This window comes from Seleniivibrio sp. (genome assembly GCF_021209385.1).
In the GTDB taxonomy this organism is placed as follows: domain Bacteria; phylum Chrysiogenota; class Deferribacteres; order Deferribacterales; family Geovibrionaceae; genus Seleniivibrio.
Genome location: NZ_JAJOIL010000001.1, coordinates 170,007 through 195,682, shown reverse-complemented (window position 1 = coordinate 195,682; position 25,676 = coordinate 170,007). Strand labels below are relative to the sequence as shown.

General features: G+C 46.8%; 33 protein-coding genes and 1 pseudogene. 32 read left to right on the top strand and 2 right to left on the bottom strand.

All coding sequences use genetic code 11. The features are described from left to right. From tuf to rplQ, 31 genes and pseudogenes are all read left to right on the top strand, one after another. A pseudogene (tuf, locus tag LRY47_RS00960) lies at positions 1 to 143 on the top strand (elongation factor Tu); the annotation flags it as partial. Positions 144 to 154: 11 nt separating this feature from the next. Continuing rightward, positions 155 to 463, top strand: a complete 309-nt coding sequence (rpsJ, locus tag LRY47_RS00955) for a 30S ribosomal protein S10 (protein ID WP_295221579.1) — start codon at positions 155 to 157, stop codon at positions 461 to 463. A gap of 18 nt (positions 464 to 481) precedes the next feature. Continuing rightward, complete coding sequence (gene rplC, locus LRY47_RS00950; RefSeq protein ID WP_295221577.1) at positions 482 to 1,120, top strand: 50S ribosomal protein L3; 639 nt, start codon at positions 482 to 484, stop codon at positions 1,118 to 1,120. Between the two features lie 12 nt (positions 1,121 to 1,132). Next, complete coding sequence (gene rplD / locus LRY47_RS00945) at positions 1,133 to 1,759, top strand: 50S ribosomal protein L4 (RefSeq protein WP_295221574.1); 627 nt, start codon at positions 1,133 to 1,135, stop codon at positions 1,757 to 1,759. Continuing rightward, positions 1,756 to 2,043 (top strand): 50S ribosomal protein L23, encoded by a 288-nt coding sequence (locus tag LRY47_RS00940; RefSeq protein WP_295221572.1) that lies wholly within the window; start codon positions 1,756 to 1,758, stop codon positions 2,041 to 2,043. Before rplD ends, LRY47_RS00940 begins: the two co-directional genes overlap by 4 nt. 14 nt (positions 2,044 to 2,057) lie before the next feature. Next, positions 2,058 to 2,885 carry a 50S ribosomal protein L2 gene (gene rplB, locus LRY47_RS00935; RefSeq protein WP_295221568.1) on the top strand — a complete coding sequence of 276 codons (828 nt, stop codon included), beginning with the start codon at positions 2,058 to 2,060 and terminating at the stop codon, positions 2,883 to 2,885. Between the two features lie 12 nt (positions 2,886 to 2,897). Further along, positions 2,898 to 3,179, top strand: coding sequence for a 30S ribosomal protein S19 (gene rpsS, locus LRY47_RS00930; protein WP_295221566.1), 282 nt, complete (start codon positions 2,898 to 2,900; stop codon positions 3,177 to 3,179). Position 3,180: 1 nt separating this feature from the next. After that, entirely contained in the window at positions 3,181 to 3,513 is a 333-nt protein-coding gene (gene rplV, locus LRY47_RS00925) for a 50S ribosomal protein L22 (RefSeq protein WP_295221565.1), read from the top strand. A gap of 12 nt (positions 3,514 to 3,525) precedes the next feature. Then, the gene (gene rpsC / locus LRY47_RS00920; RefSeq protein ID WP_295221564.1) at positions 3,526 to 4,182 is read left to right on the top strand and encodes a 30S ribosomal protein S3; all 657 of its coding nucleotides are present in this window, start codon (positions 3,526 to 3,528) and stop codon (positions 4,180 to 4,182) included. Continuing rightward, entirely contained in the window at positions 4,182 to 4,607 is a 426-nt protein-coding gene (rplP, locus tag LRY47_RS00915; RefSeq protein ID WP_132872101.1) for a 50S ribosomal protein L16, read from the top strand. The genes rpsC and rplP overlap by 1 nt, the downstream gene beginning before the upstream one ends. Continuing rightward, positions 4,604 to 4,801 carry a 50S ribosomal protein L29 gene (rpmC, locus tag LRY47_RS00910; protein ID WP_295221562.1) on the top strand — a complete coding sequence of 66 codons (198 nt, stop codon included), beginning with the start codon at positions 4,604 to 4,606 and terminating at the stop codon, positions 4,799 to 4,801. Before rplP ends, rpmC begins: the two co-directional genes overlap by 4 nt. Then, positions 4,798 to 5,076, top strand: a complete 279-nt coding sequence (gene rpsQ / locus LRY47_RS00905) for a 30S ribosomal protein S17 (RefSeq protein WP_366042986.1) — start codon at positions 4,798 to 4,800, stop codon at positions 5,074 to 5,076. Before rpmC ends, rpsQ begins: the two co-directional genes overlap by 4 nt. Before the next feature lie 6 nt (positions 5,077 to 5,082). Further along, positions 5,083 to 5,454 (top strand): 50S ribosomal protein L14, encoded by a 372-nt coding sequence (gene rplN / locus LRY47_RS00900; RefSeq protein WP_295221557.1) that lies wholly within the window; start codon positions 5,083 to 5,085, stop codon positions 5,452 to 5,454. 12 nt (positions 5,455 to 5,466) lie between these two features. After that, positions 5,467 to 5,793, top strand: coding sequence for a 50S ribosomal protein L24 (gene rplX / locus LRY47_RS00895; RefSeq protein ID WP_295221555.1), 327 nt, complete (start codon positions 5,467 to 5,469; stop codon positions 5,791 to 5,793). A 16-nt stretch (positions 5,794 to 5,809) separates the two neighbouring features. Beyond that, the gene (gene rplE, locus LRY47_RS00890; RefSeq protein ID WP_295221553.1) at positions 5,810 to 6,358 is read left to right on the top strand and encodes a 50S ribosomal protein L5; all 549 of its coding nucleotides are present in this window, start codon (positions 5,810 to 5,812) and stop codon (positions 6,356 to 6,358) included. Then, complete coding sequence (locus tag LRY47_RS00885; protein ID WP_295221551.1) at positions 6,359 to 6,544, top strand: type Z 30S ribosomal protein S14; 186 nt, start codon at positions 6,359 to 6,361, stop codon at positions 6,542 to 6,544. A gap of 18 nt (positions 6,545 to 6,562) precedes the next feature. Next, positions 6,563 to 6,961 (top strand): 30S ribosomal protein S8, encoded by a 399-nt coding sequence (gene rpsH / locus LRY47_RS00880; protein WP_295221550.1) that lies wholly within the window; start codon positions 6,563 to 6,565, stop codon positions 6,959 to 6,961. Positions 6,962 to 6,973: 12 nt separating this feature from the next. Next, complete coding sequence (gene rplF / locus LRY47_RS00875; RefSeq protein ID WP_295221549.1) at positions 6,974 to 7,513, top strand: 50S ribosomal protein L6; 540 nt, start codon at positions 6,974 to 6,976, stop codon at positions 7,511 to 7,513. An 11-nt stretch (positions 7,514 to 7,524) separates the two neighbouring features. Further along, complete coding sequence (rplR, locus tag LRY47_RS00870; protein ID WP_295221548.1) at positions 7,525 to 7,890, top strand: 50S ribosomal protein L18; 366 nt, start codon at positions 7,525 to 7,527, stop codon at positions 7,888 to 7,890. An 11-nt stretch (positions 7,891 to 7,901) separates the two neighbouring features. Then, positions 7,902 to 8,405, top strand: coding sequence for a 30S ribosomal protein S5 (rpsE, locus tag LRY47_RS00865; protein ID WP_295221547.1), 504 nt, complete (start codon positions 7,902 to 7,904; stop codon positions 8,403 to 8,405). Between the two features lie 12 nt (positions 8,406 to 8,417). Beyond that, on the top strand, positions 8,418 to 8,867 hold the full coding sequence (gene rplO, locus LRY47_RS00860) for a 50S ribosomal protein L15 (protein ID WP_295221546.1): 450 nt from the start codon (positions 8,418 to 8,420) through the stop codon (positions 8,865 to 8,867). Between the two features lie 3 nt (positions 8,868 to 8,870). After that, entirely contained in the window at positions 8,871 to 10,181 is a 1,311-nt protein-coding gene (gene secY / locus LRY47_RS00855) for a preprotein translocase subunit SecY (protein ID WP_295221544.1), read from the top strand. Next, the gene (locus LRY47_RS00850) at positions 10,181 to 10,828 is read left to right on the top strand and encodes an adenylate kinase (RefSeq protein ID WP_295221542.1); all 648 of its coding nucleotides are present in this window, start codon (positions 10,181 to 10,183) and stop codon (positions 10,826 to 10,828) included. Before secY ends, LRY47_RS00850 begins: the two co-directional genes overlap by 1 nt. Beyond that, on the top strand, positions 10,828 to 11,571 hold the full coding sequence (gene map, locus LRY47_RS00845; protein ID WP_295221540.1) for a type I methionyl aminopeptidase: 744 nt from the start codon (positions 10,828 to 10,830) through the stop codon (positions 11,569 to 11,571). Before LRY47_RS00850 ends, map begins: the two co-directional genes overlap by 1 nt. A gap of 7 nt (positions 11,572 to 11,578) precedes the next feature. Beyond that, complete coding sequence (infA, locus tag LRY47_RS00840; RefSeq protein WP_132872128.1) at positions 11,579 to 11,803, top strand: translation initiation factor IF-1; 225 nt, start codon at positions 11,579 to 11,581, stop codon at positions 11,801 to 11,803. A gap of 11 nt (positions 11,804 to 11,814) precedes the next feature. Further along, on the top strand, positions 11,815 to 11,928 hold the full coding sequence (rpmJ, locus tag LRY47_RS00835; protein ID WP_132872130.1) for a 50S ribosomal protein L36: 114 nt from the start codon (positions 11,815 to 11,817) through the stop codon (positions 11,926 to 11,928). Positions 11,929 to 11,940: 12 nt separating this feature from the next. Further along, positions 11,941 to 12,309, top strand: coding sequence for a 30S ribosomal protein S13 (rpsM, locus tag LRY47_RS00830; RefSeq protein WP_295221536.1), 369 nt, complete (start codon positions 11,941 to 11,943; stop codon positions 12,307 to 12,309). A 13-nt stretch (positions 12,310 to 12,322) separates the two neighbouring features. Further along, on the top strand, positions 12,323 to 12,706 hold the full coding sequence (gene rpsK / locus LRY47_RS00825) for a 30S ribosomal protein S11 (RefSeq protein ID WP_295221533.1): 384 nt from the start codon (positions 12,323 to 12,325) through the stop codon (positions 12,704 to 12,706). A gap of 12 nt (positions 12,707 to 12,718) precedes the next feature. Further along, positions 12,719 to 13,345, top strand: a complete 627-nt coding sequence (rpsD, locus tag LRY47_RS00820; protein WP_295221531.1) for a 30S ribosomal protein S4 — start codon at positions 12,719 to 12,721, stop codon at positions 13,343 to 13,345. Positions 13,346 to 13,368: 23 nt separating this feature from the next. Next, entirely contained in the window at positions 13,369 to 14,373 is a 1,005-nt protein-coding gene (locus tag LRY47_RS00815) for a DNA-directed RNA polymerase subunit alpha (protein ID WP_295221528.1), read from the top strand. Then, positions 14,374 to 14,727 (top strand): 50S ribosomal protein L17, encoded by a 354-nt coding sequence (gene rplQ, locus LRY47_RS00810; protein ID WP_295221526.1) that lies wholly within the window; start codon positions 14,374 to 14,376, stop codon positions 14,725 to 14,727. It abuts the gene before it with no gap. A gap of 445 nt (positions 14,728 to 15,172) precedes the next feature. Here rplQ and LRY47_RS00805 read toward each other — a convergent pair whose 3' ends face one another. Next, a complete protein-coding gene (locus tag LRY47_RS00805; protein WP_295221523.1) occupies positions 15,173 to 16,006 on the bottom strand; it encodes a glycosyltransferase family 1 protein in 834 nt (277 codons plus the stop codon). Between the two features lie 34 nt (positions 16,007 to 16,040). Next, on the bottom strand, positions 16,041 to 16,298 hold the full coding sequence (locus LRY47_RS00800) for a hypothetical protein (RefSeq protein ID WP_295221521.1): 258 nt from the start codon (positions 16,296 to 16,298) through the stop codon (positions 16,041 to 16,043). Between the two features lie 511 nt (positions 16,299 to 16,809). Between LRY47_RS00800 and LRY47_RS00795 the strand changes: the two genes are divergently transcribed. Beyond that, a complete protein-coding gene (locus LRY47_RS00795) occupies positions 16,810 to 25,587 on the top strand; it encodes a DUF4347 domain-containing protein (RefSeq protein WP_295221518.1) in 8,778 nt (2,925 codons plus the stop codon). Positions 25,588 to 25,676: the final 89 nt, after the last annotated feature.

Here is a 25,676-nt window from a genome sequence, read left to right as displayed (position 1 = left end):
TAGAGATGGTAATGCCCGGCGATAACATCTCCTGTGATGTTGAACTTATCACACCCATCGCAATGGATCCCGGTCTTCGCTTCGCAATCCGTGAGGGCGGACGTACCGTAGGTGCAGGCGTGGTTGTTGAGATCTCCGAGTAATAGGCGAACTAATGGAAAATCAGAAGATAAGAATAAAGCTTAAAGCTTTCGATTACAGAATTCTGGATAAAGCAGTGAAAGACATTGTCAACACTGCGAAACGTACAGGCGCAGAGGTAGTGGGACCCATCCCGCTGCCTACTTCGATTGAAAAGTTTACTATCCTCAAGTCCCCACACGTTAACAAGGACGCGAGAGACCAGTATGAAATAAGGACTCATAAAAGGCTCATCGACATTTTTGAGCACAACCCTCAAACTATTGATGCCCTTATGAAACTGGAACTTTCCGCAGGCGTTGACGTAGAAATAAAACTCTAAGAGTAGGAAAAGACGAAAATGGCAAAAGCAATTATCGGCAAAAAAGTGGGTATGACACAGGTCTTTAAAGAAGACGGAACCGTAGTGCCTGTCACCGTTGTGCAAGCTGGCCCCTGTGTTGTTACCGAAGTGAGAAGCAAAGAGAAAGACGGGTACTGTGCCATTCAGCTGGGTTTTGAAGAAATCGTTAAAGACGGCAAAGTAAACAAACCCATGGCCGGATATTTCAAGAAACAGGGCGTTGCGCCCCACAAGTATCTGAAGGAATTCAGAACTGAATCCGGCTCGGACAAAGCTGTCGGCGAGCAGGTCAATGTCACAATCTTTGAGGAAGGCGATCTCATTGATGTTCAGGGAACATCCATTGGTAAGGGCTTTCAGGGTGTTGTAAAAAGATATGGATTTGCGGGTGGTCCCAAGACCCACGGTTCACACTTCCACAACGTACCCGGCTCTATAGGGATGTGCGAATTTCCCGGCGAAACAGCAAAGGGAAGAAAGATGCCCGGCAGAATGGGCGGAAAAACAGTTTCCGTACAGAACCTGCAAGTGGTGAAAATAATACCTGAAACAAACCTGCTGCTTATTAAAGGTGCGATACCCGGCTATGAAGACGGAGTCGTCTACATCAAACAAGCAGTTAAGGCTAAAAAGTAATCTGAGGAACTAATGGCTACTTTTGACGTGAAAAACGTGATGAACGAAAAAGTGGGACAGGTTGATCTGAGCGACGAAATCATGTCGTATCCTGTAAAACCTGCCCTTATGCATGAGGTGGTAATCATGCAGCTTGCCTCAAGAAGAGCAGGCACGCATTCCACACTCAACAGAGCCAGAATGGACGGCGGCCGAGGCGCAAAGCCTTGGAGACAGAAAGGTACAGGCCGTGCCAGATCTGGTTCAAAAAAGTCTCCCCTCTGGAGAGGCGGAGCTATAGCATTTGGTCCCCATCCCAGAGACTATGCTTACACTATGCCCAAGAAAAAGGTTAAGAATGCTCTTAAATCTGCAATCAGGGCAAAATCCGAAGCGGGTTCACTGCACATCATCGATGCGCTGAGCGTTGCAAACGGCAAGACCAAAGAAGCGGTTGAAATCCTTAAAAATTTCTCTGCCGACAGAAAAGTTCTCGTGGTTTATGCAGGACTTGACGAAAAAGCTGAAAGAGCTTTCCGCAACCTGCCCTACGTTGACCTTCTCGACGTTAACGGTCTGAACGTTTACGATGTGATAAACGCCCGCACTATCCTGCTCTGCCAGGATGCAATCGGACGTATTCAGGAGGTTCTCGTATGAGCTTGCTTTCAATGTACAACGTAATCAAAAAGCCCCTCATAACTGAGAAGGCCGTTGATATGAAAGAGAACCTTAATCAAGTAACTTTCGCAACTGATGCCAGAGCATCTAAAAAGATGATCAAAGAGGCTATTGAAAAGCTTTTCAACGTGAAAGTGAAAGATGTCAGAACTATGAACTACAAAGGCAAAGCAAAACGTTTCGGACGCACAATGGGCAAAAGAAGCGACTGGAAAAAGGCTATTGTTGTTCTGGCTGATGGCGAAAAACTGGAGTTTGTGTAAGAGAGGAATCTTAAATGGGAATCAAGAAGTTTAAACCGACTTCAGACGGTGTAAGGTTCAGAACCAACAGCGACTTCCAGGATGTGACCACTGATCAGCCTGAAAAGTCACTGCTCGCGCCTCTGTCGAAACATGCAGGTCGTACAAACAACGGCCGCATTACAGTCAGACACAAAGGCGGCGGTAACAAGAGAAAATATCGTCTGATAGATTTCAAAAGAAACAAAGACAACGTTGAAGCAAGCGTTAAAACAATCGAGTACGATCCTAACAGAAGCGCAAGAATTGCTCTTGTGTTCTATGCTGATGGTGAGAAAAGATATATCCTTGCTCCTCTTGGTCTTAAAGTTGGAGACAAAATACACAGCGGTGCTGATGCGGACATCAAACTTGGCAATGCAAAAATGCTGAAAGACATGCCCGTGGGTACAGTTGTCCATAACGTGGAAATGAGGCCCGGTAAAGGCGGTCAGCTTGCACGTTCCGCAGGAACATATGCACAGCTTCTCGCAAAAGAGGGAACCTATTGCCACGTCCGCATGCCTTCCGGTGAGATCAGACTTATCAAAGCCGAGTGCAAAGCCACTATCGGTCAGGTAAGCAACACTGAGCATGAGAACATTCAAATCGGTAAAGCGGGTAGAACTCGTTGGAAAGGCGTCAGACCTACTGTTCGAGGCGTTGCAATGAACCCTGTTGATCACCCCCATGGTGGTGGTGAAGGTAGAACTTCCGGTGGTCGTCACCCTGTGACTCCCTGGGGTGTTCCTACTAAGGGTTACAAAACAAGAGCTAAGAACAAGCCCTCTAACAAGTACATAGTTTCCCGCAGGAAGAAGTAGGAGGATTGACAAGTGCCTAGGTCATTGAAAAAAGGTCCTTTCCTTGACGATCACCTTGAGAAAAAGGTGATCACAGCCAAAGAAAGCGGCGATAAAAAAGTCATTAAGACTTGGTCTAGAAGAAGCACCGTGATTCCTGAGATGGTCGGCCTGACATTTGCGGTCCACAACGGACAGAAGTTCATCCCTGTTTTCGTAACAGAGAACATGGTTGGCCATAAACTTGGTGAATTCGCACTCACCAGAACTTTCAGAAGTCACAAGAAAGACGACAAAAAGGTAAAGGGTAGGTAATATGGAAGCTAAAGCATTCGCAAGATTTCAGAGAGTTTCCACCAGAAAAACCCGCCCTGTAGCTGACCTTATCAGAGGTAAAAAAGTTGAGGAGGCTCTTGCTATCCTTAAGTTTACCCCCAACAAAGGTGCAGAAGCTCTGTACAAAGCCGTTAAATCCGCTGCGAGCAACGCAGAGGAAAATCACGGTGCCGCAGATGCAAGCCGCATGATTATCAAAGAGGTCAGAGTGGATGCAGGTCCCGCTATGAAAAGGTTTACCCCCAGAGCATACGGCAGAGCGTCCCTTATCCGCAAACCTACTAGCCACATTACTGTCGTGCTTTCAGACTAAGGGAGGTAATTGGTGGGACAAAAAGTAAATCCTAACGGATACAGAATCGGCATAAACAAGCCTTGGAAATCAACTTGGTTTGCCAATAAAAAAGAATACAGACAACAGCTTCTTGAGGACATCAAAATAAGAAAGTACCTCAAAGAGAAGCTTATGCAGGCTGGTCTTGCCAGAATAGGTATCGAGCGTATGGGTAACAGAGTGCGTATCACTCTTAACACTTCACGCCCCGGTATCGTTATCGGTAAGAAAGGCGCTGAAATCGACAAACTTAAAAGAGAACTGAAAAGATTTACGGATTCCGAAGTACTTCTTGTTATCAGAGAAGTGAAGAAACCCGAGATCAACGCTCTTCTCATCGGCGAAAACATCGCCATGCAGATCCAGAGACGTGTAGCTTTCAGACGTGCGATGAAAAAAGCCGTTCTTCAGGCTATGAAGTCAGGCGCTCTCGGTATCAGGGTTGCTTGTTCCGGTCGTCTTGCAGGCGCCGATATGGCAAGAACAGAGTGGTACATTAAAGGACGCGTTCCGCTTCAGACACTTCGTGCTGACATCGACTACGGCACCACAGAAGCACTTACAACCTACGGTATCATCGGTATCAAGGTCTGGGTCTTCACTGGTGAAGTTCTCGAAGACAGAGGCAGAACAGAGGCAGGTGAGTAATGCTTACACCCAATAGAATGAAATATAGAAAGCAGTTTAAAGGCCGCATCAAAGGCGTCGCTTCTAAAGGTCACTATGTGGCTTTCGGCGACTTCGGTCTTGCTGCAGACGGCAAAGCTAAACTTACAAGCCGTCAGATAGAATCTGCGAGGATTGCTATCAACAGATATCTGAAAAGAGGCGGAAACCTTATAATCCGCATCTTCCCTCATAAGCCCATTACATCTAAACCCCTTGAAGTCAGACAGGGTAAAGGTAAGGGTGCGGTTGAGTATTATGTTGCCCCCGTTAAAGAAGGAACAATCCTTTATGAAGTGGGCGGCGTTACAGAAGAACAGGCAAAAGAAGCGTTCAGAAGAGCTTCACACAAACTGCCCGTTAAGACTAAATTTGTCAGACGTGAGACAGTGGAGGCGGCACAATGAAAACAGCAGAACTGAGAGAAATGAATGCCGCCGAGCTGAAAGCCAAAGAGCTTGAGCTCAGCGAAAACATCTTCAGAATGAAGTTTAAACTGGCAACAGGCGATATTGAGGATTCCTCACTTATCAAAAAGGCTAAAAAAGACATAGCTCGTATTCAGACCATTCTGAACGAGAAAAGCACCGAGGGCAAATAATGGAAGCCAGAAACGCTAGAAAAGTAAGGAAAGGAGTGGTAGTCAGCGACAAGATGGACAAGACAGTCGTTGTTAAAGTCCAGAGCCTGAAACTCCACCCCCGCTACCAGAAGTTCATCAAGAGCACAAAAAGCTTCAAAGCTCATGATGAGAACAATGAATGCAAAGTTGGCGATACTGTGGAAATCGTAGAAACAAGACCGATCAGCAAAGACAAACGCTGGAGAGTGTCAAAGGTTCTGCAACACTCCATCGAAGCCGCAGCTGAGGAGTAAGATAACATGATACAGGTAGAATCCAGACTCAGAGTTGCTGACAACTCCGGAGCTAAGGAAGTGCTTTGCATCAAAGTCCTCGGCGGATCAAAAATCCGCTATGGAAGAATAGGCGACATCATCGTGTGCACCGTTAAAGCGGCAGCTCCCGACAGCAACATCAAAAAAGGTTCTGTCGTTAAGGCCGTTATCGTTCGCACAGCAAAAGAACAGCGCCGCCCCGACGGCACATACATCAAGTTTGACGACAACGCGTGTGTGCTTCTGGGTAAAACAAACCTTGAACCTATCGCAACAAGGGTTTTCGGACCCGTTGCCAGAGAGCTGCGCGGAAAGGGCTATCTGAAAATAGTTTCAATGGCTCCCGAAGTACTCTAAGAGGGATTGTCAATGAGTGTTAAACTGAAAATCAAAAAAGACGACCCGGTTATCGTTACCACAGGTAAAGATAAAGGTCAGAAAACAAAGGTCGTCAAAATGGACAGGGATGGCGGAAAAGTGTTCTGCGAAGGCGTTAACGTCTCCAAAAAACACGTTAAACCCAACCAGTTCAACCCGGACGGCGGCATAGTTGATAAAACAATGCCTCTGGCGGTATCCAACGTTATGTACTACTGTGAAAAATGCAGTAAAGGCGTAAAGCTTGGAATCAAGGTTCTCGAATCCGGCAAAAAAGTCAGATTTTGCAGATCCTGTGGCGAGATAATCGATAAGTAACGGAGACTAAAAAGAAATGGCGGAACTTAAAAGAATCTATAAAGAAGAGGTTGTGCCGAAACTCATTCAGAAGTTCGGTTACAAGAACGTCATGCAGGTTCCGAAAGTTGAGAAAGTCACTCTGAACATGGGCGTAGGCGAGGCAGTTCAAAACTCCAAAGCCGTTGAAGGCGCTCTCAGAGACATGACTCTCATCGCGGGACAAAGGCCGGTCGTCACCAAGGCTAAAAAGTCCATCGCCAGCTTCAAACTGAGAGAAGGCATGCCCATCGGCTGTAAAGTCACTCTCAGAGGCGACGCTGCATACGACTTCCTGTTTAGGCTGACAAGAATCGCTCTTGCAAGGGTTAGAGACTTCGCTGGGGTTAACCCCAAATCTTTCGACGGCAGAGGCAACTTTGCTATGGGTCTGAAAGAGCAGATCGTCTTCCCTGAGATCGATTATGACAAGATCGACAAGATCAGAGGATTTGACATCATCGTCACAACAACAGCTAAAACAGATGCAGAGGCAAGAGAGCTTCTTAGAGAGCTCGGTATGCCTTTTGAAAACCCGGAGGCGTAAGTGGCTACAAAAGCTAAATACAACAGCGGATTTCAGAAGAAGAAATTCAAAGTGCAGGAATATAACCGCTGCCCCATCTGCGGAAGACCTCGTTCTTTTATGCGTAGGTTCAACATGTGCAGACTTTGCTTCAGGAAGTTCGCGGCTGAGGGAGAAATCCCCGGCGTAAGAAAGTCCAGCTGGTAATATAAGGAGACTAAAGTCATGGGAATGACAGATCCTATCGCTGATATGCTTACAAGAGTGCGTAACGCTCTTATGGTTAAACATCAGGAGGTTGTAATGCCTCACTCTAAAATGAAAGAGGCAGTTGCTTCCCTGTTTAAAGACGAGGGTTACGTTAAAAATTTCCGTGTGGTTACAGACGGAAACAAGAAAAATATAGTGATTCACCTTAAATATAACGATAACGGCGAGTCCGTTATCCGCGGGATTAAGAGAGTATCTAAACCCGGTCAGAGAGTGTATGTGAACACTAAGAACCTCAAACCTGTACTTGGCGGACTTGGAAACGGTGTTGTTTCTACTTCCAGAGGTATCAAGACCGTCAAGCAGTGCATCGCTGAAAAAGTCGGCGGTGAGTACATTTGCCAGATATGGTAACGGAGAGCGTTAATGTCCAGAATTGGTAAAAAACCTATAGATATTCCCTCTGGCGTGACAGTTTCTATTGATAGAAACACTGTCAGCGTCGCAGGCCCCAAAGGCAAGCTTGAGCAGGAAATCCACTATAAGGCTGTTGTAGCTGTTGACGGCAACGTTGTGAACGTGGACAGAAAAGACGAGACTAAGATCTCTAAAGCTGTACACGGTCTCACCCGTACACTGATCAGCAATATGGTTACAGGCGTTACACAGGGTTATGTGAAAAAGCTTGATATCGTCGGCGTGGGTTACAGAGTTGCTCAGAAGGGATCAGACCTTGATCTGTCCCTCGGTTTCTCACACCCCGTTGTGTTCACTCCTCCCGCAGGCATCGAGCTTAAGGCGGAGAGCCAGACCAAGATCGCCGTTATGGGTATCGACAAACAGCTTGTTGGACAGGTTGCGGCAAACATCCGCAAGCTGAGAGCACCCGAACCTTACAAAGGTAAAGGTATCAGATACGAAGGCGAGTACATACTCAGAAAAGCCGGCAAGACCGGTAAGAAATAAGGGGAGTTGAAATGGCTGTATTTTCAAGAGCGACTGCCCGCGTAAGAAGGCATGTTCGTAACAGAAAAAAGGTACAGGGCTCAGAAATCAGACCCAGACTGGCTGTTTTCAAAAGCAACAAATATATCTATGCTCAGGTTATAGACGACACTAAAGGTACAACGATAGTTGCTGCAAGCTCCCTTGAAAAAGAGCTTAAAGAGCAGTTCAAAGGACGTGTTAACCTTACTGTTGCAAAAGCTATCGGCGCAGAGGTTGCTAAAAGAGCTTCCGAAAAGGGAATCAGCAAAGTTGTCTTTGACAGAGGCGGTTTCCTTTATCACGGCAGGATCAGGGCGCTGGCTGAAGGCGCACGCGAAGCCGGACTTGAGTTCTAAGGAGGTAACCTATGAGCAATGCTAACGTAAACGGCGAAAACCAACTTGTAGATAAAGTGGTTAACATAGGCAGAGTTACGAAAGTCGTTAAAGGCGGTCGTATATTCAAGTTCACAGCTCTTGTAGTTGTCGGCGACATGAACGGCAAAGTCGGCATAGGTCACGGCAAAGCAAGAGAAGTTCCGGACGCTATTAAAAAAGCGCTTGAGAACGCTAAGAAAAGTATGGTGGAAGTGCCCGTTGTAAACGGCACTATCCCCCACGACGTTATCGGACGTTTCGTTTCAAGCGAAATCGTTATGAGACCCGCCGCAGCCGGTACGGGTATCATTTCCGGTGGTGTAACCCGCTCACTTTTTGAGCTGGCAGGCGTTCAGAACATCCTCTGCAAGTCAACCAGAAGCAGAAACCCCTATAACTCGCTTTATGCAGTTATGGACGGTTTTAAGAACATAAGAACCCTGGACAAGGTTGCCGAAATGAGAGGCAAAACCATTCAGGAAATCATTAAGTAAGAGGATACAAAGATGGAACTTCATGATCTGAGACCGGCTCCCGGTGCCAATAAAGACAGAAAGAGACTCGGAAGAGGCAGCGGTAGCGGACACGGTACTACTGCCGGCAAGGGTACAAAAGGTCAGAAAGCCAGAAGCGGCGGAAAGATCAGACCCGGATTTGAAGGCGGTCAGATGCCTCTTAACAGAAGACTTCCTAAAAGAGGTTTCAACAACGCTAAGTTTGCGACTGTTTTTGAAACTGTAAACCTTGAAGCTATTAACAACGCATTCTCTGAAGGAGAGGTGGTATCTTCCATAACTCTTAAAGAGAAAGGTCTTGTGAAAGGCAATAAGGACGGAGTTAAAGTTCTTGGCGACGGCGAAATCAGCAAAAAGCTGAAATTTGAAGTTGACAAAATCTCCGGCTCTGCAAAAGAGAAAGCAGAAAAAGCAGGCTGCGAAGTCGTTGTTCTGGGGTAATTGATGTTTAGAAAATTAGAAGAAATCTTCTCAATAGCAGAACTCAGGAAGAGGATCCTTTGGACCCTCTTCTTCCTGTTTGTATACCGGGTGGGAGCACACGTTCCCACACCCGGCATCGATGGCGAAGCTCTCAGCCAGTTCTTTGCTCAGCAGTCAGGAAACCTTCTCGGTTTCTTCGACATGTTCACGGGCGGGGCGCTGTCAAAGCTGACTGTCTTCGGTCTCGGTGTAATGCCGTATATCTCCGCATCGATCATACTTGAACTTATGACTGTTGCGGTACCTCACCTTGCTGAACTCAAAAAGAGAGGTCAGGAGGGAAGGGACAAGATAACCAGATACACTAGGTATGGAACCGTTATCATCAGTATGATACAGGGTCTCGGTATCGCCATTGGTCTTGAGGGGATGACATCCCCCGGCGGAGCTCCTGTGGTCATGTTCCCCGGAATGGGTTTCAGACTGCTCACCGCTCTTACGCTGACAACCGGTACGATATTCCTTATGTGGCTGGGAGAGAAGATTACTGAAAAAGGTCTCGGTAACGGTATGTCCGTTCTGATCTTTGCAGGCATCATCGCCGGCTTCCCCTCTGCGGTAAGCCGTTCGATAACTCTGCTGAAATCAGGCGAACTCCAGCTCATTATACTTATATTTGTGCTGGCACTTATCTTCCTTGTTACCGCGGCAATCGTATTCATGGAAACTTCTCACAGAAGAATACCCATACAATATGTCAGAAAAGGCGGAAGCGGCAGTTCGGCTGCAACAACATCCTACCTGCCGCTGAGGCTTAACCCCGCAGGGGTTATACCGATCATCTTCGCGATGTCAATACTTGCCTTCCCCAGCACCATGGCTACTTTCAGTCAGGATCCGCTGGTTCAGAAGATAAGCTATTGGTTCTCACCCAGCCATGTATTTTATTACATAGTTACAGTGGGATTCATCGTATTTTTCACCTATTTTTATACGTCCATCATCTTCAACCCTGATGATATCGCCGACAACATTAACAAGTCCGGCGGCGTCATCCCCGGGAAAAGACCGGGAGCGGAAACTGCGAAGTTTATCGACTTTACACTTTCAAGGCTGACCTTTGTGGGCGCAATATACCTCGGTGCTGTTGCTATCCTGCCGCAGTTTATAATTCACAGCTTCAGCGTACCTTTCTATTTCGGCGGTACGTCTGTTCTGATCGTTATCGGTGTCGGTATGGATATGATAGCCAAGATTGAGGCTTCTCTGGTGACAAACAACTATGACGGCTTCCTGAAAAAAGGAAGAATCAAAGGCAGAGGTGGCATGTAATGATCAATCTTATCTTTCTGGGACCTCCCGGAGCGGGTAAAGGCACACAATCGGCAAAAATAATAGACGACTACAAGGTTGTGCAGATATCCACCGGCGATCTGCTGAGAGCCGCTGTTAAGGCAGGTACTGCTCTCGGTAAAGAAGCAAAGGTGTATATGGACGGCGGACAGCTTGTTCCTGACAGCCTTATAATCAATATGATGAAAGAGCGTTTTCAGGCGGACGACTGTAAGAACGGTTTCATTCTTGACGGTTTTCCCAGAACAACCGCACAGGCGGAAGCTCTGGATGCCATGCTTGTTAACGATCTTAAAACGTCGATAACTCACATCATCAGTCTTGAAGTTGATGATGAAGTGGTTGTGACACGCAACACAGGCAGAAGAGTATGCCCGAAATGCGGCGCCACTTACCATATAAAATTCAATCCTCCCAAACACGGCGGTCAATGTGACAACGACGGCGAAACTCTTGTCCACAGAGACGACGACAGAGAGGAAACAATCCGCAAAAGACTGGCGGTATACCACGGAACCACCGCTTTGCTGAAAGACTATTACGGCAAAAGCGGAAAGTTCTTTGAACTCAGCGGTGACGATACAACCGACAACGTTTTTGCGGCTATTAAGAAGATACTTGGATAATGGTTGTAATTAAGTCAAAAGCCGAACTCGACCTGATGAGAATTGCCGGTTCCATCGTAAAAGAGGTGCTGGAAAAACTGGAAGAGTTCATAAAACCTGGACTTACAACATTAGATATTGACAAATTCGCAGAGAATATTATATCCTCTCGGGATGCTCTGCCCTCTTTTAAGGGATACAGAGGATATCCGAGTGCTATCTGCGCGTCAATAAACGAAGTTGTAGTTCACGGAATTCCCTCTGACAGAAAAATAGTCGAGGGCGACATCATCAGTGTTGATGTCGGAGCATATAAAAACGGTTTTCACGGAGATGCTGCCCGCACTTATGCAGTGGGCAAAATTTCCAAAGAAGCGGAAGATCTTATGAGAGTGACAAAAGAGTCATTCTTTAAAGGTATAGAAAAAGCCGTAGACGGCGGAAGACTTACCGATATCTCGCACGCTGTGCAGGTACATTGCGAGTCTCACGGATACGGAGTAGTCAGAGATTTTTTCGGTCACGGAATCGGCAGAGAAATGCACGAAGAACCGGCGATCCCCAACTATGGGCGACCAAATCGCGGGTTGCGGCTGCGTGCAGGAATGGTCCTCGCTGTGGAACCTATGGTAACCGCAGGACATTACAGTGTTAGAACCCTCAAAGACGGCTGGACCGCTGTTACAGAAGACGGCAGTTTAGCGGCACATTATGAAAACACTGTGGCCATTACCCCGAGCGGACCGGAAATACTAACCATGTAAAAGGCATATGGGAAAAAAAGAAGACGTTATCGAAGCCAGCGGGACGGTGCTTGAAGCTCTGCCGAACGCTATGTTTAAGGTTGAGCTGGAAAACAAGCACGTAATCCTGTCGCATCTCTCAGGCAAGATGAGGATGCACTTTATCAGAATTCTCCCTGGAGACAAGGTCACTGTGGAACTTTCCCCTTATGACCTGTCCAGAGGACGAATTACTTACCGACATAAGAAATGACGGGGTGAAAAATGAAAGTTCGGGCTAGTGTAAAGCCTATATGCGCTAAGTGTAAAGTTATCAAACGTAAAGGGGTAATACGCATAATATGTGAAAACCCCAGACATAAGCAGAGACAAGGTTAAAGGAGGCTTTTTGTGGCACGTATTGCTGGTGTGGACATTCCCAACAACAAAAAAGTCGAGGTTGGCCTTACAGGAATTTACGGCGTAGGCCGTGAAACTGCTAAAACGATACTTGGCGTAATCGGCGTAGACCTGTCCAAAAGGATAGGAGACCTTTCTGAACAGAACATATCTGAAATCAGAAAGTACATCGAGGAAAATCTTAAAGTTGAAGGTGATCTCCGTAAAGAGATATCCCTGAACGTTAAGAGACTTATGGAAATCAGCTGCTACCGCGGCCAGAGACACAAGATGCACCTGCCTTGCAGAGGTCAGAAGACCAGAAGCAACGCAAGAACAAGAAAAGGTCTCGCCGGTAAGCGCGGCATTAAGAAAAAGTAAGGATTGAACGAAGATGGCTAAAAGAGGCTCTAAAAAAAGAGAGAGAAAAAACGTCCCCAGAGGCGTTGCTCATATCAGGTCAACTTTTAACAACACTATCGTAACATTCACCGATGCACAGGGAAACACTGTTTGCTGGGCAGCGGGCGGCGGCGTGGGTTTTAAAAACTCCCGTAAGTCCACCCCTTTCGCAGCACAGATAGCCGCTGAACAAGCTGCTAAAAAAGCTGTGGATAACGGTATGCGCGAAGTGGAAGTTAACGTTAAGGGTCCCGGCGCAGGCCGTGAGAGCGCAATCCGTGCTATCGCCGCTGCCGGAATGAAAATCACCGTTATCAGGGACGTTACACCCGTTCCCCACAACGGATGCAGACCCAGAAAGAAGAGAAGAGTGTAACGGAGGCTTAAGTTGGCTAGGTATACAGGTGCAGTATGCAAACTTTGCCGTAGAGAGGGCATGAAGCTCTTTCTCAAAGGCGAGCGTTGCTACAAAGACAAATGCGGTTTTGAGAAAAAACCTTACGCTCCCGGTCAGCATGGCCAGGCACGCAAAAAACTGAGCGACTACGGTACTCAGATGCGTGAGAAACAAAAGGTTAAAAGATTGTACGGCGTTCTTGAAAAACAGTTCCGCCGCTACTTTGATAAAGCTACCAGGATGCAGGGCATCACCGGTGAAAACCTGCTTCAGCTTCTTGAAAGAAGACTGGACAACATCGTTTACAGAGCAGGATTCGCAGGCAGCCGCAAAGAAGCAAGACAAATGGTCGGTCACGGTCATTTCCTTGTTGACGGCAAACCCGTAAACATCCCCAGCTACCTTGTTAAAGCTGGAAACGTTGTTTCCGTGTGCGAAAAATCACGCGAAAACACAAGGATTAAGGAATGTGTCGACACTGCTGAAGGCAGAGGCGTTTCTGAGTGGATCACACTCGATAAGGGCGCTTACAAGGCATCTGTTCTCAGAATGCCCGTTAGAGACGACATAGGTTATGAAATTCAGGAACACCTGATAGTGGAACTTTACTCCAAATAACGTTTTACACGGAGGTTAGCATAATGATCATCATGAATTTTCATGAAATCATAAAGCCCAGAAAGATTGAAGCTCTGGGCGAAGTCACTGACAGAAAAGGCGTATACGTTGCAGAACCCTATGAAAAGGGATTCGGCACAACCGTAGGCAACGCCCTGAGACGTGTTATGCTCTCGTCTATAGAGGGTACGGCAGTCACCGCTGTTAAGATTGACGGTGTAAGCAACGAGTTCGCCGCACTCGAAGGTGTTTATGAGGATGTCGTTGATATCCTTCTGAATATCAAAATGCTGGAACTGAAACTGCACACGCATGAAACAAGACGTGTGTATATCAGAAAAACAGGAGAGGGTCCCGTTACCGCTGGTGACATCACCGGCGACACAATGGTTGAGATCCTTGACCCCGAACAGCATATATGCACATTGACCGACCCCAAAAAAGAACTCTATATGGAGTTCGTTGTTAAACGCGGTATCGGTTATGTGCCTGCCGAAGAGATTGAAAAAGAGAACGATGAAGTGGATATGCTTGCTGTTGATGCGGTTTTCACACCTATCAAAAAAGTGAACTACTTTGTTGAGGACGCCCGTGTCGGTCAGAGTACGGATTACGATAAACTTACTCTTGAAATCGAAACTGACGGGTCTATCAATCCTGAGGACGCAATAGGGTTTGCGGCAAAGATCATCAAAGATCAGATGAACCTTTTCATCAACTTTGATGAACCCGTGGTTGACGATTCTGTTTCAGAGGACGCAAGCCAGAACGACCATCTTCTTGACCTGCTCGACAAAAGCATCGAGGAACTGGAACTTTCCGTTCGCGCTTACAACTGTCTGAAGAATGCCAACATAAAAACACTTGCAGAACTCTGCATGAAAACTGACGCAGAGATGCTGAAGACTAAGAACTTCGGACGCAAGTCACTGGAAGAGATCAAAAAAGTTCTTTGCGAACTTGGTCTTTCCCTCGGCATGGATCTGGAAGCCATCGGTTATAACAGTACAGATTCGGAGGAAGAATAGATGCGTCACGGCGTAAGTGGAAACAGACTCGGCAGAAAACCTGCCCACAGAAAGGCTATGGTGCGTAACCTTGCCACTTCTCTTGTGGACAACGGCCGTATCGAAACAACCGTAGCTAGAGCAAAACAGCTTCGTATGTTCATCGAGCCTTTGGTGACACTTGGCAAAAAAGGCGACCTTGCTGCACGCAGAACAGCACTCAGCAAGCTCCCCAACATCAAGGTTGTTCATAAGATCTTCGACGAGATCGCTCCTAAGTTTAAAGAGCGTCCCGGCGGTTATACAAGAATAATCAAAACCGGTTTTCGTCAGGGCGACAATGCCTCAATGGCGATAATCGAATTCGTAGACTAATCAGCCGAAGGGGAGCCAAAAGCTCCCCTTCTTTATTATTGGCGTTTATAACACTTAGCATTTCTTCGTTGCTATCACAAAACATTCGCACTATCATTGCGAATGTTTCTGAACCAAGCTACCTGAAAACATATTGCTCATGTACATAAACTTACACTGCGCATATTTTCTCGCCCGCCTTGAACTGCTTGCATTTAAACAAAAAATTTAAGATGGTTTTAGAGCATTTACGCATTTTATGAATAAATATCAAAATCAAAACGAATGAGATCGCTTCGTCGCTCTATTCGACAAATAGTTTAAAGTGGACTCATTTCAGCAAGCTCGGTACAGAAACATTTGCAAAAATAGGCAAATGTTTTCAGCCTTCGGCTAGTGCTCCTCGCGAAGACGTTTATATCTATCCGTCTCTGCGAACCCTGCAGTGGTGAAGCAGTCTTGCAGGCTACAGCAATTCTCTCATACACTTCATATGTTCTGCTGCTGTCGTGTTCCAGTCGAATTTTTTGCACTGTATAAGACCGGATTGTGAGAGCCGTTGTGCAAATGATGTGTCTATGAGTATTTTGGTAAGCCCTTCCCGTATACTTTCAACGCTGTCGGGATCGACATACAAGGATGCTTCGCCGCATACCTCCGGAATAGATGCACTAGGGGATACCAGTGTGGGACATCCGCACGCCATGGCTTCAAGAGGCGGCAGCCCGAAACCTTCGTAGTGAGAAGGATAAGCGAGCAGAGATGCAGCTCTGTAAAGGTTTGCCAGTTCAGTATAATCAACATACCCGCCGTGAACGACATAGGGTGAGTTCATCTTTATAAGTTCCAGGATTTCGTCATTGTTCCACCCATACCCGCCGACGAGGAGCAGTTTGAAATTCTCTTTGATAACCATAGGCAGTGTGGCATAGGCTTTTATCAGACCGGAAAGATTCTTCCGCGGTTCCAGACTGCCTGAAAACAGGATAAAATCACGTCCGTCAGTATATTTGTTCTTTAAATAAGAAGCTGTCGTTTTGTTGCAATCGTTATGAAAAAGCTCTGCGTCATAGCCAAGATAAACGGCTCTAACCTTTTCTGATGGCAGATTGAAATATTGAATTATTTCGGATTTTGAAAAATGAGAGTCTGTGATTATCATATCTGCTTTTTCAATACTGCGACGAAGGCGGTTCGTGAAAAGTTCCACACGTTTTTTAGGATGCCATTGCGGATGTTTAATAACTGAAATATCGTGGAGAGTATATAGTATTGCGCGTGCTTTAAAGTAGTCCTCCACTATGTTGTTTGGTTCCCAGTAGAGGTCGTATCTGTCAGGAGATAATGCTGAAACGGCAGTTAAGATTTTTTTTTGCCGACCTTCTGAGCAGCCTGCTGAACGTTGAATTAGTATCCTTACCGAAAGCGGAAGCGCCGGGACTAAACACCTTGCCGGATTTGTATCCGTAAAAGAAGGTGATGTCTGCGCCCAGTGATCCGCGATCCAGCCGTTTACATATTTCATAAGTATATCTGCCCACGCCGCTCAATGGCGAAAGAAGAGGGACAGAGTTAATAATAGTTCTTTTCATAAGTTCAGGAATTCTGCCTAAGTAGTGTGAACATGTCAAGAATATCTGTTTTTCATAATTAATAATTTCTCAAAATAAAGAGATATTTAAATGGAGAGAAGGAAAAAGCTCTATAGTACAAATTGGTAAAGAATTTAGCAGTAAAATATTCGTAGTGTCATTATATGTGCATTTATGAGAGCAAAGTTGTAATACATGAGGCAAAATTATGAATAAAACCGGAAAAATCCCAGTAATTTGTTATGAATAAAAGATATTAAAATTATCGTGAATATTTATTGGGAAAAATAACATTACCTGAAATATAAAACTCTATTTAAATATTATAACCATCGATTATGATGATGGTATAAGTAGTTATAATATATACTAAATAATTAGTGAGTAAAATAATTTTACATGTTTTGTGTAGAATGTTGTTAAAAATACCATGAACTACCAGAGTTGGTAATGATAATTTTAGTAACATGGTGTAAAATAGAAATTATTATGGATATTTTATAGGTGATTTATGGCTGCATCAAACCAGATTACATTTGTTCTTAATAACGTATCGGATTATGAATCTATAGTGAGTGAAATAGGCGATTCCTCCACAGTTTATATAATTGATGCCGGATCTGATGCGTTGGCACAGATGGCGGACATATTAAGCGGCTATCATGACCTGAATGCTGTTCATATCATGTCACACGGTGACAGCGGTGTAATAGATCTCGGACTTATCCAGATTACCAACGATAACGTAAGCGATTATACGGAGCTGCTCAATCAGATAGGTTCTTCGCTTTCAGCAGACGGAGACATCCTTGTTTACGGATGCGAAGTTGCGGCGGGAGAAAGCGGGAAAACTCTCATCGCATCTCTGGCGCAAGCGACTGGAGCCGATATTTCGGCTTCTGATGATTTGACCGGAGCTGCTGATAAGGGTGGCGATTGGGTGTTGGAATTTTCTTCCGGCTCTGTAGAGGCGGATGTCTTAAGTTCAGACAGCTACGATGGTCTTCTGGCGGTGCCCTCAGACGGACTTTATACGTTTATAAATGCGGTTGATCAGGGCGACGGTTCCTATATAACACAGGATAACTTTTTTGTTATCACCGGTTCAGACGGATACGGAACAGCCGACCCTGTAAAAGCTGATGAATACGGAGCATTTATAGATGATAACGGTGTATTGGGTGCCGGAACATCATATATTGAAATCGGTGTCAACGGAGGCGGAAGTTTTAATCTTGTCAGTGCTGTAATCAATGAAATAGACGGAAATACAGCTGATTTCACTGATGTTTATGTTGTCGGTTATGCAAACGGGGTTCAGGTTGCCGAATCAAACCATCACTCAAGCGTAGGCGTAATGGAGGATGTTGACTACGGTCTGGACTTTACAAATTTCAACGGTGTTGTAATAGATTCTATCAGAGTTTATTATTCATGGGACGTCGGCACACCTCAAACGGCATTCAACGTTGCCAACATAACCATTGCAAATGCATCAACGACCCCTGCTGCGCCTGCTGATACAGCTCTTTTGACTTTTGAAACCGGAGACGGCACCACATCCGGACTCGGAACTAAAACGGTTACATATGATGATACCGGTTCAGGTGTTGAATTTACGGTTGAGGCGACTGCATCCCAGATCGTCAGCTCATCCACCGGCGGTGATGCCGACGGGCGTGTGGATGCTGAGGCTTTATATTTCGGGTGGGATGAGAAGGAAACATCAATAAAAGTTTCCGTGGAATCCGGCAAAGCTTTTGACCTTGTTTCATTTTACATAAGCAACCAGAACGGTACAGGAAATGAAGATTTTACCATAACAACTGATAAAGGCGGATCCTATACTTTCACGTATACCGATACCGGATCAATCACAAAGCAGCTTGTTACAATACCGACCGGTGATGCCGATTTCAACGGTATCACATGGTTTATCATAACTTCTCCGGCAGGCGGCGCGTATATTGAACTTGACAACATAAGCGTAGAAAATATTACAACTGCGCCTACCGATACTGCTCCCACATTGACAGCGACAGGAGCTTCCCCCACTTTTACCGAGGGCGGCAGCGCTGTCGATCTTTTCAGCAGTGTTACGGCAGATACGCAGGACAGCGGTCAGACATTCACAGGGTTTACGATAACCGTGACCAACGTCACGGACAGCGCAGAGTACCTTACCATAGGCGGAACAGACGTTGCACTTACAAACGGCAACTCCGTATCAGTTTCCGGCGGCACAGCGAGCGTAAGCATTTCCGGAGGCACCGCAACGGTCACAATAACAGGGCTTAGCGCGGATAATACATCATTTGGAACTCTGGTAGACGGCATAACATATAAAAATACTACTGCAAGCGTTACTTCGGCAAACCGTGTTGTAACTATTACTCAGGTTACGGATGACGGCAGTTCAAATAACAGCACATCTCTTTCTATTGCCTCAACTGTTGCAGTGACACGTGATTATCTGCTGGAAGCTTCGGATTTGGTTTCCAATACACAGGGCTTTACCAAGTCTATAGGCGGTGTCACGTTCACTTTTGCTGCACCTGCTGATGCCTACGTTGACTATATCCCTTTAGCTTCATTTTCGGGACTGTATGTGTACGATAACGCTGTATTAACGGATTCAGACCCTTCAAATGACAATTCCTTGATTGTCAAGTTTTATGCTGAAGGACATAGCTTCGATTTTAACGGTTTCGAGTACTACGTTGACAATCAGTGCGCGCAAATAGAGGTTAGAGTCACATACGGAGACGGCACAACAGCTTCTCAGATTATTGACACCACTGGACAGGATGGAGTGTTTGATTTCTCTTCATTCACAATATCAACCAATGATGTGACAATGGTTGAACTCATAAGCGAGAATTATGCTCTTTTCAATAACATGGATGTTACAGACATCAAACAGTCTCCATGGACGATAAACTTTGATTTTGAATCCGGTACAGTACCTGTCAGTGACGATACAGGGGCTACCGCCGCATCTACCGCAACGCAGACAAAATACGGTGAAACAATTGAAATTGTTTCAACAGGCGGAGATTTCATAGTCGCAGATGAAACGGCAACCTACGGTACTGACATCGGAACGGGATTCAGCGGAGATATTCTTTCATTTGATATGATGGATGGTGATTCGGATTCTGAATATGCATCAACACGTATAGATGTGGCTCTTCAATCCGGTAAGTATTTTACCCTGTCGTCTCTGACTATATTTGATAATTACAATGTAGACCATAACGGACAGGATATCAAAATTGTAGCCAGCAACGGAACCGAATATACCGTTGTCATCGATTATGCGGGAGACGATAACGGCGGTGTTACAATAGATCTTTCCGGTATAAGCGGTTTTGAGAATATTACTTCTTTCTATGTATATGCGGGCGGCATGCCGATGCAGCTTGCGCTGGATAACATATATCTCAGCAATATTTCATCCACCCCTGTAACCATATACCATGTGCCGACGCTCTCTGCGTCTGGTGAAGCCACATATTTTACTACCGGAACTTCAACCGGAGTTGACCTTTTTGAAACCGTTACGGCAGATACTCAGGACAGCGGTCAGACGTTCACCGGATTTAAAATTACAGTGACAAACGTTACCGACAGTGAAGAGTATCTTACCATAGGCGGAACGGACGTTGCCCTTACAAACGGCAACTCCGTATCAGTTTCCGGCGGCACGGCAAGCGTAAGCATTACCGGTGGTACCGCAACGGTTACAATAACAGGGCTTGGTGCGGACAATACATCATTCGGAACATTGATAGACGGCATAACATATAAAAATACTACAGTCAGCGCTACAGACGGCGATCGTGTGATATCCGTCATACAGGTAACAGACGATGGAGCCACCAAGAGTTTCGCCGACGTTTCAGGTGTTTCGGCAACTGTTTCAGTTGTTACCCCTGTAATCTCATTAGCTACATATGATGCTTCAACAGGTACGCTTGTTGTCACTGGAACAGGAATGACACCCGGCGCAGCAATTGACGCTTCAAAACTGACATTCACCGGTGAAGACGGAAATACATACACTCTTGCAGGCTCATACACAGTAACGGCTTCAAGTTCAACATCTTTTACAGTTTCTCTTGATGCCACCGACAAACTGAATGTCAACGGTATACTGAATAATAACGGAGGTTCCTCCGCAGATTTGACAACGTTTAATCTTGCGGCTGCTTCCGGTTGGCTGAGCGGTGCCGATGCCGATACCACCGGCAACGGAATAACCGTTTCAAACGTATCTGCACCGACAATAACTGAAACATCCTATAACGCTTCCACAGGTGTTCTCACTGTTACAGCGACAAATCTGGTGCACCTGCCCGGTGCTGCAAACGATATTGACGCATCCGCTTTCACTTTCACAGGAGAAGGGGGAGCGACATATACCCTTACGAATACTTCCGATGTGGAGATAACCTCTGCAACGTCTTTTACAATTACGCTTAGTTCCACGGATAAGGATGCTGTTGCCAATCTTATTACGGCAAACGGACCATCTTCTGACGGCGGCACAACTTATAATATCAGTGCTGCGGACGACTGGAACGGTACGACAACGGGCGGAAACATTGCAGATGCAACCAGCTCTGTTACGGTATCGGGTTTCACCACGAATGATGCGGCAGTTTTAGACCTCAACGGCGCGGATACCGGAACAGACAGCACAGTCAGTCTCGCAGATGCAGGCAGCGGACTTGTTCCCGACGCAGTGATAAGCGATACGGAGAATGATTCAGGTGACTGGGACGGCGGAAGTATCACAATTCAGCGAGTGGATTCCAACGGCGATGCGGACGGCAACGCCAACGACGTATACACTTTTGTTTCAGGCGGAAATTTTACTGTCACAGGAACCATCGAACAGGGTTCGGATTCAAGCGGAACCCTTTCAAGCGGCGGCACTCAGTTTGCCACATGGAGCTATACGTCTGCAGACGGCAAGCTTGTTGTCAGTTTTGACAGCGACGCCTCAACTGCTGATGTGAACGACGTTCTGGCACATATAGGCTATGAAAACGATACTCCTTACGGTGATGCCGTAATTGAGGTGGCTGTGAATGACGGAACAGCCACAACCACAGCCGAAGTAACTGTCACAAGCACCGTTATACACGTTACCCAGACGGATTACGATACCGACGGCGACACAGCGGACGGAATGAGCCTCTATGAAGCCCTTGCCATTGCGAAGGACGGAGACACCATCCTTATCCACGACGGGGTTTACAGAGGGCAGTTCAACATAACCAAGAACATTACCATAGACGCTTTGAACGGCGAAAACGGAAACGTGGTGATAGAATCGCCGGATTCAGCCGACCTCCAGCAGGTTCTTCCCGATCAGCTTACAAACAACGGCAAATGGCGTATGCCTGTCATCAACGTGGATACTGACACGACAAACGGCACAGTCGTCATAAAGAACATTACGGTTGACGGACGCGATCAGGCGGTTGTTGACGAATACAACGGCAATAAGGATTTCATAGGCATAGCCATAGTTGATTCAAACGTTCAGGTAGACAACGTCACGGTCATGAATATCAGAAGCGACGAAAGCGATGCCCAGTGGGGATTCAGCGAAAACTACGGTATCCTTGTAGAAGCCGGAGCGTCTCTTGGCGAAACCGTAAATGTTTCAATAACCAATTCGGAAATATATAACTATCAGAAAACCGGAATCATCGGATGGGGTCCCAACCTCAATATAACCATTGACAATAACGTGATTACAGGTATGGGCGTAGACGGAGAGTGCGGTCAGAACGGTATACAGATAGGTTCCGGCGGTCTGCGTACAGGCACCACCGCAACAATAACCGACAACACTATAACAAATCTTGCATTCGATCACCCGACCTATACTTCAAGCGGTATCCTTCTTGTTTATGCTGACGATACCACCATCACAGGTAACACATTGAGCGGTGCCACAGGCGGCAATTTCAATGGAATAGATATTATGTATGTCTATGACAACGGAACGGTAGTGGGTATTTCTGGCAATACCGTTTCATCAGCTGACATCGGTATTTTGAACGAATCTGATGATGCTTTTACGCTGAATGTCGGCAGTAACGATCTCAGCGGTGCTACAGTGGCGTTTTATGACGGCTATGACATAAGCGATCCTTCAACTGAAACACCAGTGGCTAACCCGACTGTTCTGAATGTCACAAGTGTTTCGGCTCCGGCATCCGGCGCACTTTCATATTATCTGTTCGGCGGTGACGACTCTTTCACAGACAACGGTGTGGTTGATTCAATAGTATATGCCGGCGCAGGAAACGACACCATAAGCACAGGTAGCGGCGACGATGTTATTGTCGGCGGTCTCGGAGACGATACCATGACAGGCGGAAGCGGTTCTGACGTATTCCTCTATCAGTCACAGGAACTCAATTCCGACGGCGATCTGGTTATGTACAATGTTGATGATTACGGAACCGACACCATAACCGACCTTCAGGGGAACGATGTAATCAGGGTCTCCGGAGCCGACTTCACTGACGATACTGTTGAGGCGGGAGATGGTCTTAACGTTGCCGCTAATACTATCGAGGTGGTGGCTGACGGAACCGATACTCTTCTTTATATCGACACGGACGGTATTGCGGGTGCTGATCTCACGATAAGACTTAACGGGGAATTTGAAGCGTCCGACTTTGTTTTGAGCGGAACCGATATCACCGTTGATCTGAATATTCTGCCCACAGTAACGGCAACAGCCGTGAACGGCGCAGTGGCATACGGAAGCACAACGTCCTCCGCAGACCTGTTCAGCAGTGTAACGGCTGACGCGGGCGAAACTGATCAGACATTTACAGGTCTCAAACTTACGGTGACAAACGTTGCCGATACCACAGAATATATAACTGTCGGCGGAGTGGATATCGCTCTTACAAACGGAGCGACTGCCACCGTTTCTGGCGGAACAGCAACAGTTACAGTTGTCAGTGGGACAGCGACTGTCACTTTGACGGGGCTCAGTCTCACAGGTACGCAGTTAGGTTCGCTGATTGACGGCGCAAGCTATAAGAACAGCGACACTACACCCACTTCAGGTGACAGAACAATAACGCTGACCGAGGTTTCCGACAGCTCTGCAGGAAATAATACGGCATCACTGAACGTATCGACCACTGTTACCGTGGGCAACAGCCCTGCCGTAACATCCGCATCATACAATGCCGAAACCGGAGTTCTTACCGTTACAGGCACAGGACTGGTTGCAGGCGATATCATAGACGCTTCAAAACTCAGCGTCACCGGAGAGGGCGGAAACAGCTATACTCTTGCAGGAACCTACACGGTTGCGGCAACTGCAACAGGTTTCACTCTGACCCTTACAGAAACGGATCAGATAAACGTTGAAGGTCTGCTGAACACCAACGGTACTTCTGCTGTTAGCGGCACGACATTTAATATAGCGGCGAGCGACGGCTGGAACGGAACAAGAGCCGCCGCAGCAGATTTGACAGGTAATGCCGTGACAGCGGGAAGCGTGACCGCTCCTGCCATAAGCGCTGTTACATATAATGCCGAAACAGGCGTTATCACGGTCACCGGATCAAACTTTGTTAAACAGTCCGGCTCTGCCAATGACATAGACGTTTCAAAATTCACTTTTACAGGTGAAGGCGGAAACGTAACACTTTCAACCACATCTGATGTGGAGATAACATCCTCCACAAGCTTTACCATAACGCTGAGTACCGCTGATAAGGCGCTTGTCAATGCGATTCTGGACAACAGCGGAACCCAGTCTTCAGGCGGAACGACATACAATCTTTCCGTAGCCGACGACTGGAACGGACCCGTTACAGGAGGCGATACCGCCGACACGACAAATTCAGTTACGGTTACAGGCGTAAAAACAGTGGAAACGGTGGACGGTGTTGCCGTTACCACCGAGACAGTGAGCCAAACCCAGACATATACAGACCTTGAAGGAAATACCGTCACACGCGTTGTCACAACGGAGACTCTGACGGTTGACCCTGTTGAAGATACAAGGGTGAACGACACCGGTGCAGCAGGCACAGCGGAGATACCGCTTTTCTGGGGCGAAAGCTCCAGAACTGAATGGGCAACAACGGCAAGCCTTCCTGTGGGTGTGGGCATCACCACCGTCGGAACCCGCTCGCCTGTGGACAGCAGAACACTTAACGACGCCATCGGCGATCTTATCTTTTATATTGAAAGCACGGCGTCCGACGCTGATGCCGGAAGAACAGCTATGCTTGCCGGAGGCGCGGATTTCCTCAATACTCTGTCGGATTCCACAAGCACTCTGGTTGTAAATAAGATAGTCCTGACGGTATCCGGAAGCGATGTTCCCGATTCGCCGATAATCATCAACGGCACGCCCAACACGGTTTCCACATCTGACGGAGACGCAACGCCCAAAGAGGCGGTGGTCATAGACGCTTCGGCTCTTCCTGCCGGAACGGAACTTGATCTGCAGAATATTGAGTTTGCGGTGATAATCGGCAGCGGTGTCACAGTGCGCGGCGGCGACGGCGCGAATATTGTTTATGCCGGTGACGGAACTCAGGATATTCTGCTCGGTGCGGATGATGACGAATTGCACGCCGGTGCAGGCGACGATATCGTCGGCTCTCTCGCAGGCGACGACATTATCTACGGTGAAAGCGGTAACGACCGCATGTCCGGCGGAGACGGAAACGACCTGCTCCACGGCGGAAGCGGAACAGATACTGTTGTTTACAGCGGAAGCATGAGTGACTACATAATAACACGCGATAACGGTCTGACCTATGTCAGCCTTGTTTCAAATCCGTCAGAGGTGGATACCATCCTCAACGCGGAGACGATAGAGTTTGCCGACGGTACTTACACAATCCAGAACAGTGAGGAACTCACTTTCATCGCTTCTCTGTACGAGCAGGTACTCGACAGACAGCCGGAGGTGAACGGATTCCAGTACTGGGCGGATGCTGTTTTTGATAAAGATCTTTCTGTCGGCGACATGACCATATGGTTTATGAAATCCGCCGAATATCAGGACGCCACTGGCGTTGACTTTGCATCCCTGTCTGTTGACGATCAGGTAGAACAGCTTTACGTTGCCCTGCTCGGCAGACCTTCGGATACGGACGGCAAGGCGTATTGGGTAGACTGTGTTGAACACGGGCATACCATCGCAGAGGTTGCCGAGAGCTTCGTTACGTCCGTTGAAATGCAGGGGATTTATAACCTGCCGAACGAATGGGATTTTACAGTTTAACAGCTTTTTCCAAAGGCTCCGGAGCATAATACTATGCACCGGAGCTTTTTTTATCGCTGCTGCTGAATATTTTTAACCTTTGCGGGAAC

Coding starts and splice junctions, on each gene's coding strand:
- rpsJ (WP_295221579.1), top strand. CDS start 155: ATGGAAAATCAGAAGATAAGAATAAAGCTTAAAGCTTTCGATTACAGA.
- rplC (WP_295221577.1), top strand. CDS start 482: ATGGCAAAAGCAATTATCGGCAAAAAAGTGGGTATGACACAGGTCTTT.
- rplD (WP_295221574.1), top strand. CDS start 1,133: ATGGCTACTTTTGACGTGAAAAACGTGATGAACGAAAAAGTGGGACAG.
- LRY47_RS00940 (WP_295221572.1), top strand. CDS start 1,756: ATGAGCTTGCTTTCAATGTACAACGTAATCAAAAAGCCCCTCATAACT.
- rplB (WP_295221568.1), top strand. CDS start 2,058: ATGGGAATCAAGAAGTTTAAACCGACTTCAGACGGTGTAAGGTTCAGA.
- rplV (WP_295221565.1), top strand. CDS start 3,181: ATGGAAGCTAAAGCATTCGCAAGATTTCAGAGAGTTTCCACCAGAAAA.
- rplP (WP_132872101.1), top strand. CDS start 4,182: ATGCTTACACCCAATAGAATGAAATATAGAAAGCAGTTTAAAGGCCGC.
- rpmC (WP_295221562.1), top strand. CDS start 4,604: ATGAAAACAGCAGAACTGAGAGAAATGAATGCCGCCGAGCTGAAAGCC.
- rplN (WP_295221557.1), top strand. CDS start 5,083: ATGATACAGGTAGAATCCAGACTCAGAGTTGCTGACAACTCCGGAGCT.
- rplX (WP_295221555.1), top strand. CDS start 5,467: ATGAGTGTTAAACTGAAAATCAAAAAAGACGACCCGGTTATCGTTACC.
- rplE (WP_295221553.1), top strand. CDS start 5,810: ATGGCGGAACTTAAAAGAATCTATAAAGAAGAGGTTGTGCCGAAACTC.
- rpsH (WP_295221550.1), top strand. CDS start 6,563: ATGGGAATGACAGATCCTATCGCTGATATGCTTACAAGAGTGCGTAAC.
- rplF (WP_295221549.1), top strand. CDS start 6,974: ATGTCCAGAATTGGTAAAAAACCTATAGATATTCCCTCTGGCGTGACA.
- rplR (WP_295221548.1), top strand. CDS start 7,525: ATGGCTGTATTTTCAAGAGCGACTGCCCGCGTAAGAAGGCATGTTCGT.
- rpsE (WP_295221547.1), top strand. CDS start 7,902: ATGAGCAATGCTAACGTAAACGGCGAAAACCAACTTGTAGATAAAGTG.
- rplO (WP_295221546.1), top strand. CDS start 8,418: ATGGAACTTCATGATCTGAGACCGGCTCCCGGTGCCAATAAAGACAGA.
- secY (WP_295221544.1), top strand. CDS start 8,871: ATGTTTAGAAAATTAGAAGAAATCTTCTCAATAGCAGAACTCAGGAAG.
- LRY47_RS00850 (WP_295221542.1), top strand. CDS start 10,181: ATGATCAATCTTATCTTTCTGGGACCTCCCGGAGCGGGTAAAGGCACA.
- map (WP_295221540.1), top strand. CDS start 10,828: ATGGTTGTAATTAAGTCAAAAGCCGAACTCGACCTGATGAGAATTGCC.
- infA (WP_132872128.1), top strand. CDS start 11,579: ATGGGAAAAAAAGAAGACGTTATCGAAGCCAGCGGGACGGTGCTTGAA.
- rpmJ (WP_132872130.1), top strand. CDS start 11,815: ATGAAAGTTCGGGCTAGTGTAAAGCCTATATGCGCTAAGTGTAAAGTT.
- rpsK (WP_295221533.1), top strand. CDS start 12,323: ATGGCTAAAAGAGGCTCTAAAAAAAGAGAGAGAAAAAACGTCCCCAGA.
- LRY47_RS00815 (WP_295221528.1), top strand. CDS start 13,369: ATGATCATCATGAATTTTCATGAAATCATAAAGCCCAGAAAGATTGAA.
- rplQ (WP_295221526.1), top strand. CDS start 14,374: ATGCGTCACGGCGTAAGTGGAAACAGACTCGGCAGAAAACCTGCCCAC.
- LRY47_RS00800 (WP_295221521.1), bottom strand. CDS start 16,298: ATGAAAAGAACTATTATTAACTCTGTCCCTCTTCTTTCGCCATTGAGC.
- LRY47_RS00795 (WP_295221518.1), top strand. CDS start 16,810: ATGGCTGCATCAAACCAGATTACATTTGTTCTTAATAACGTATCGGAT.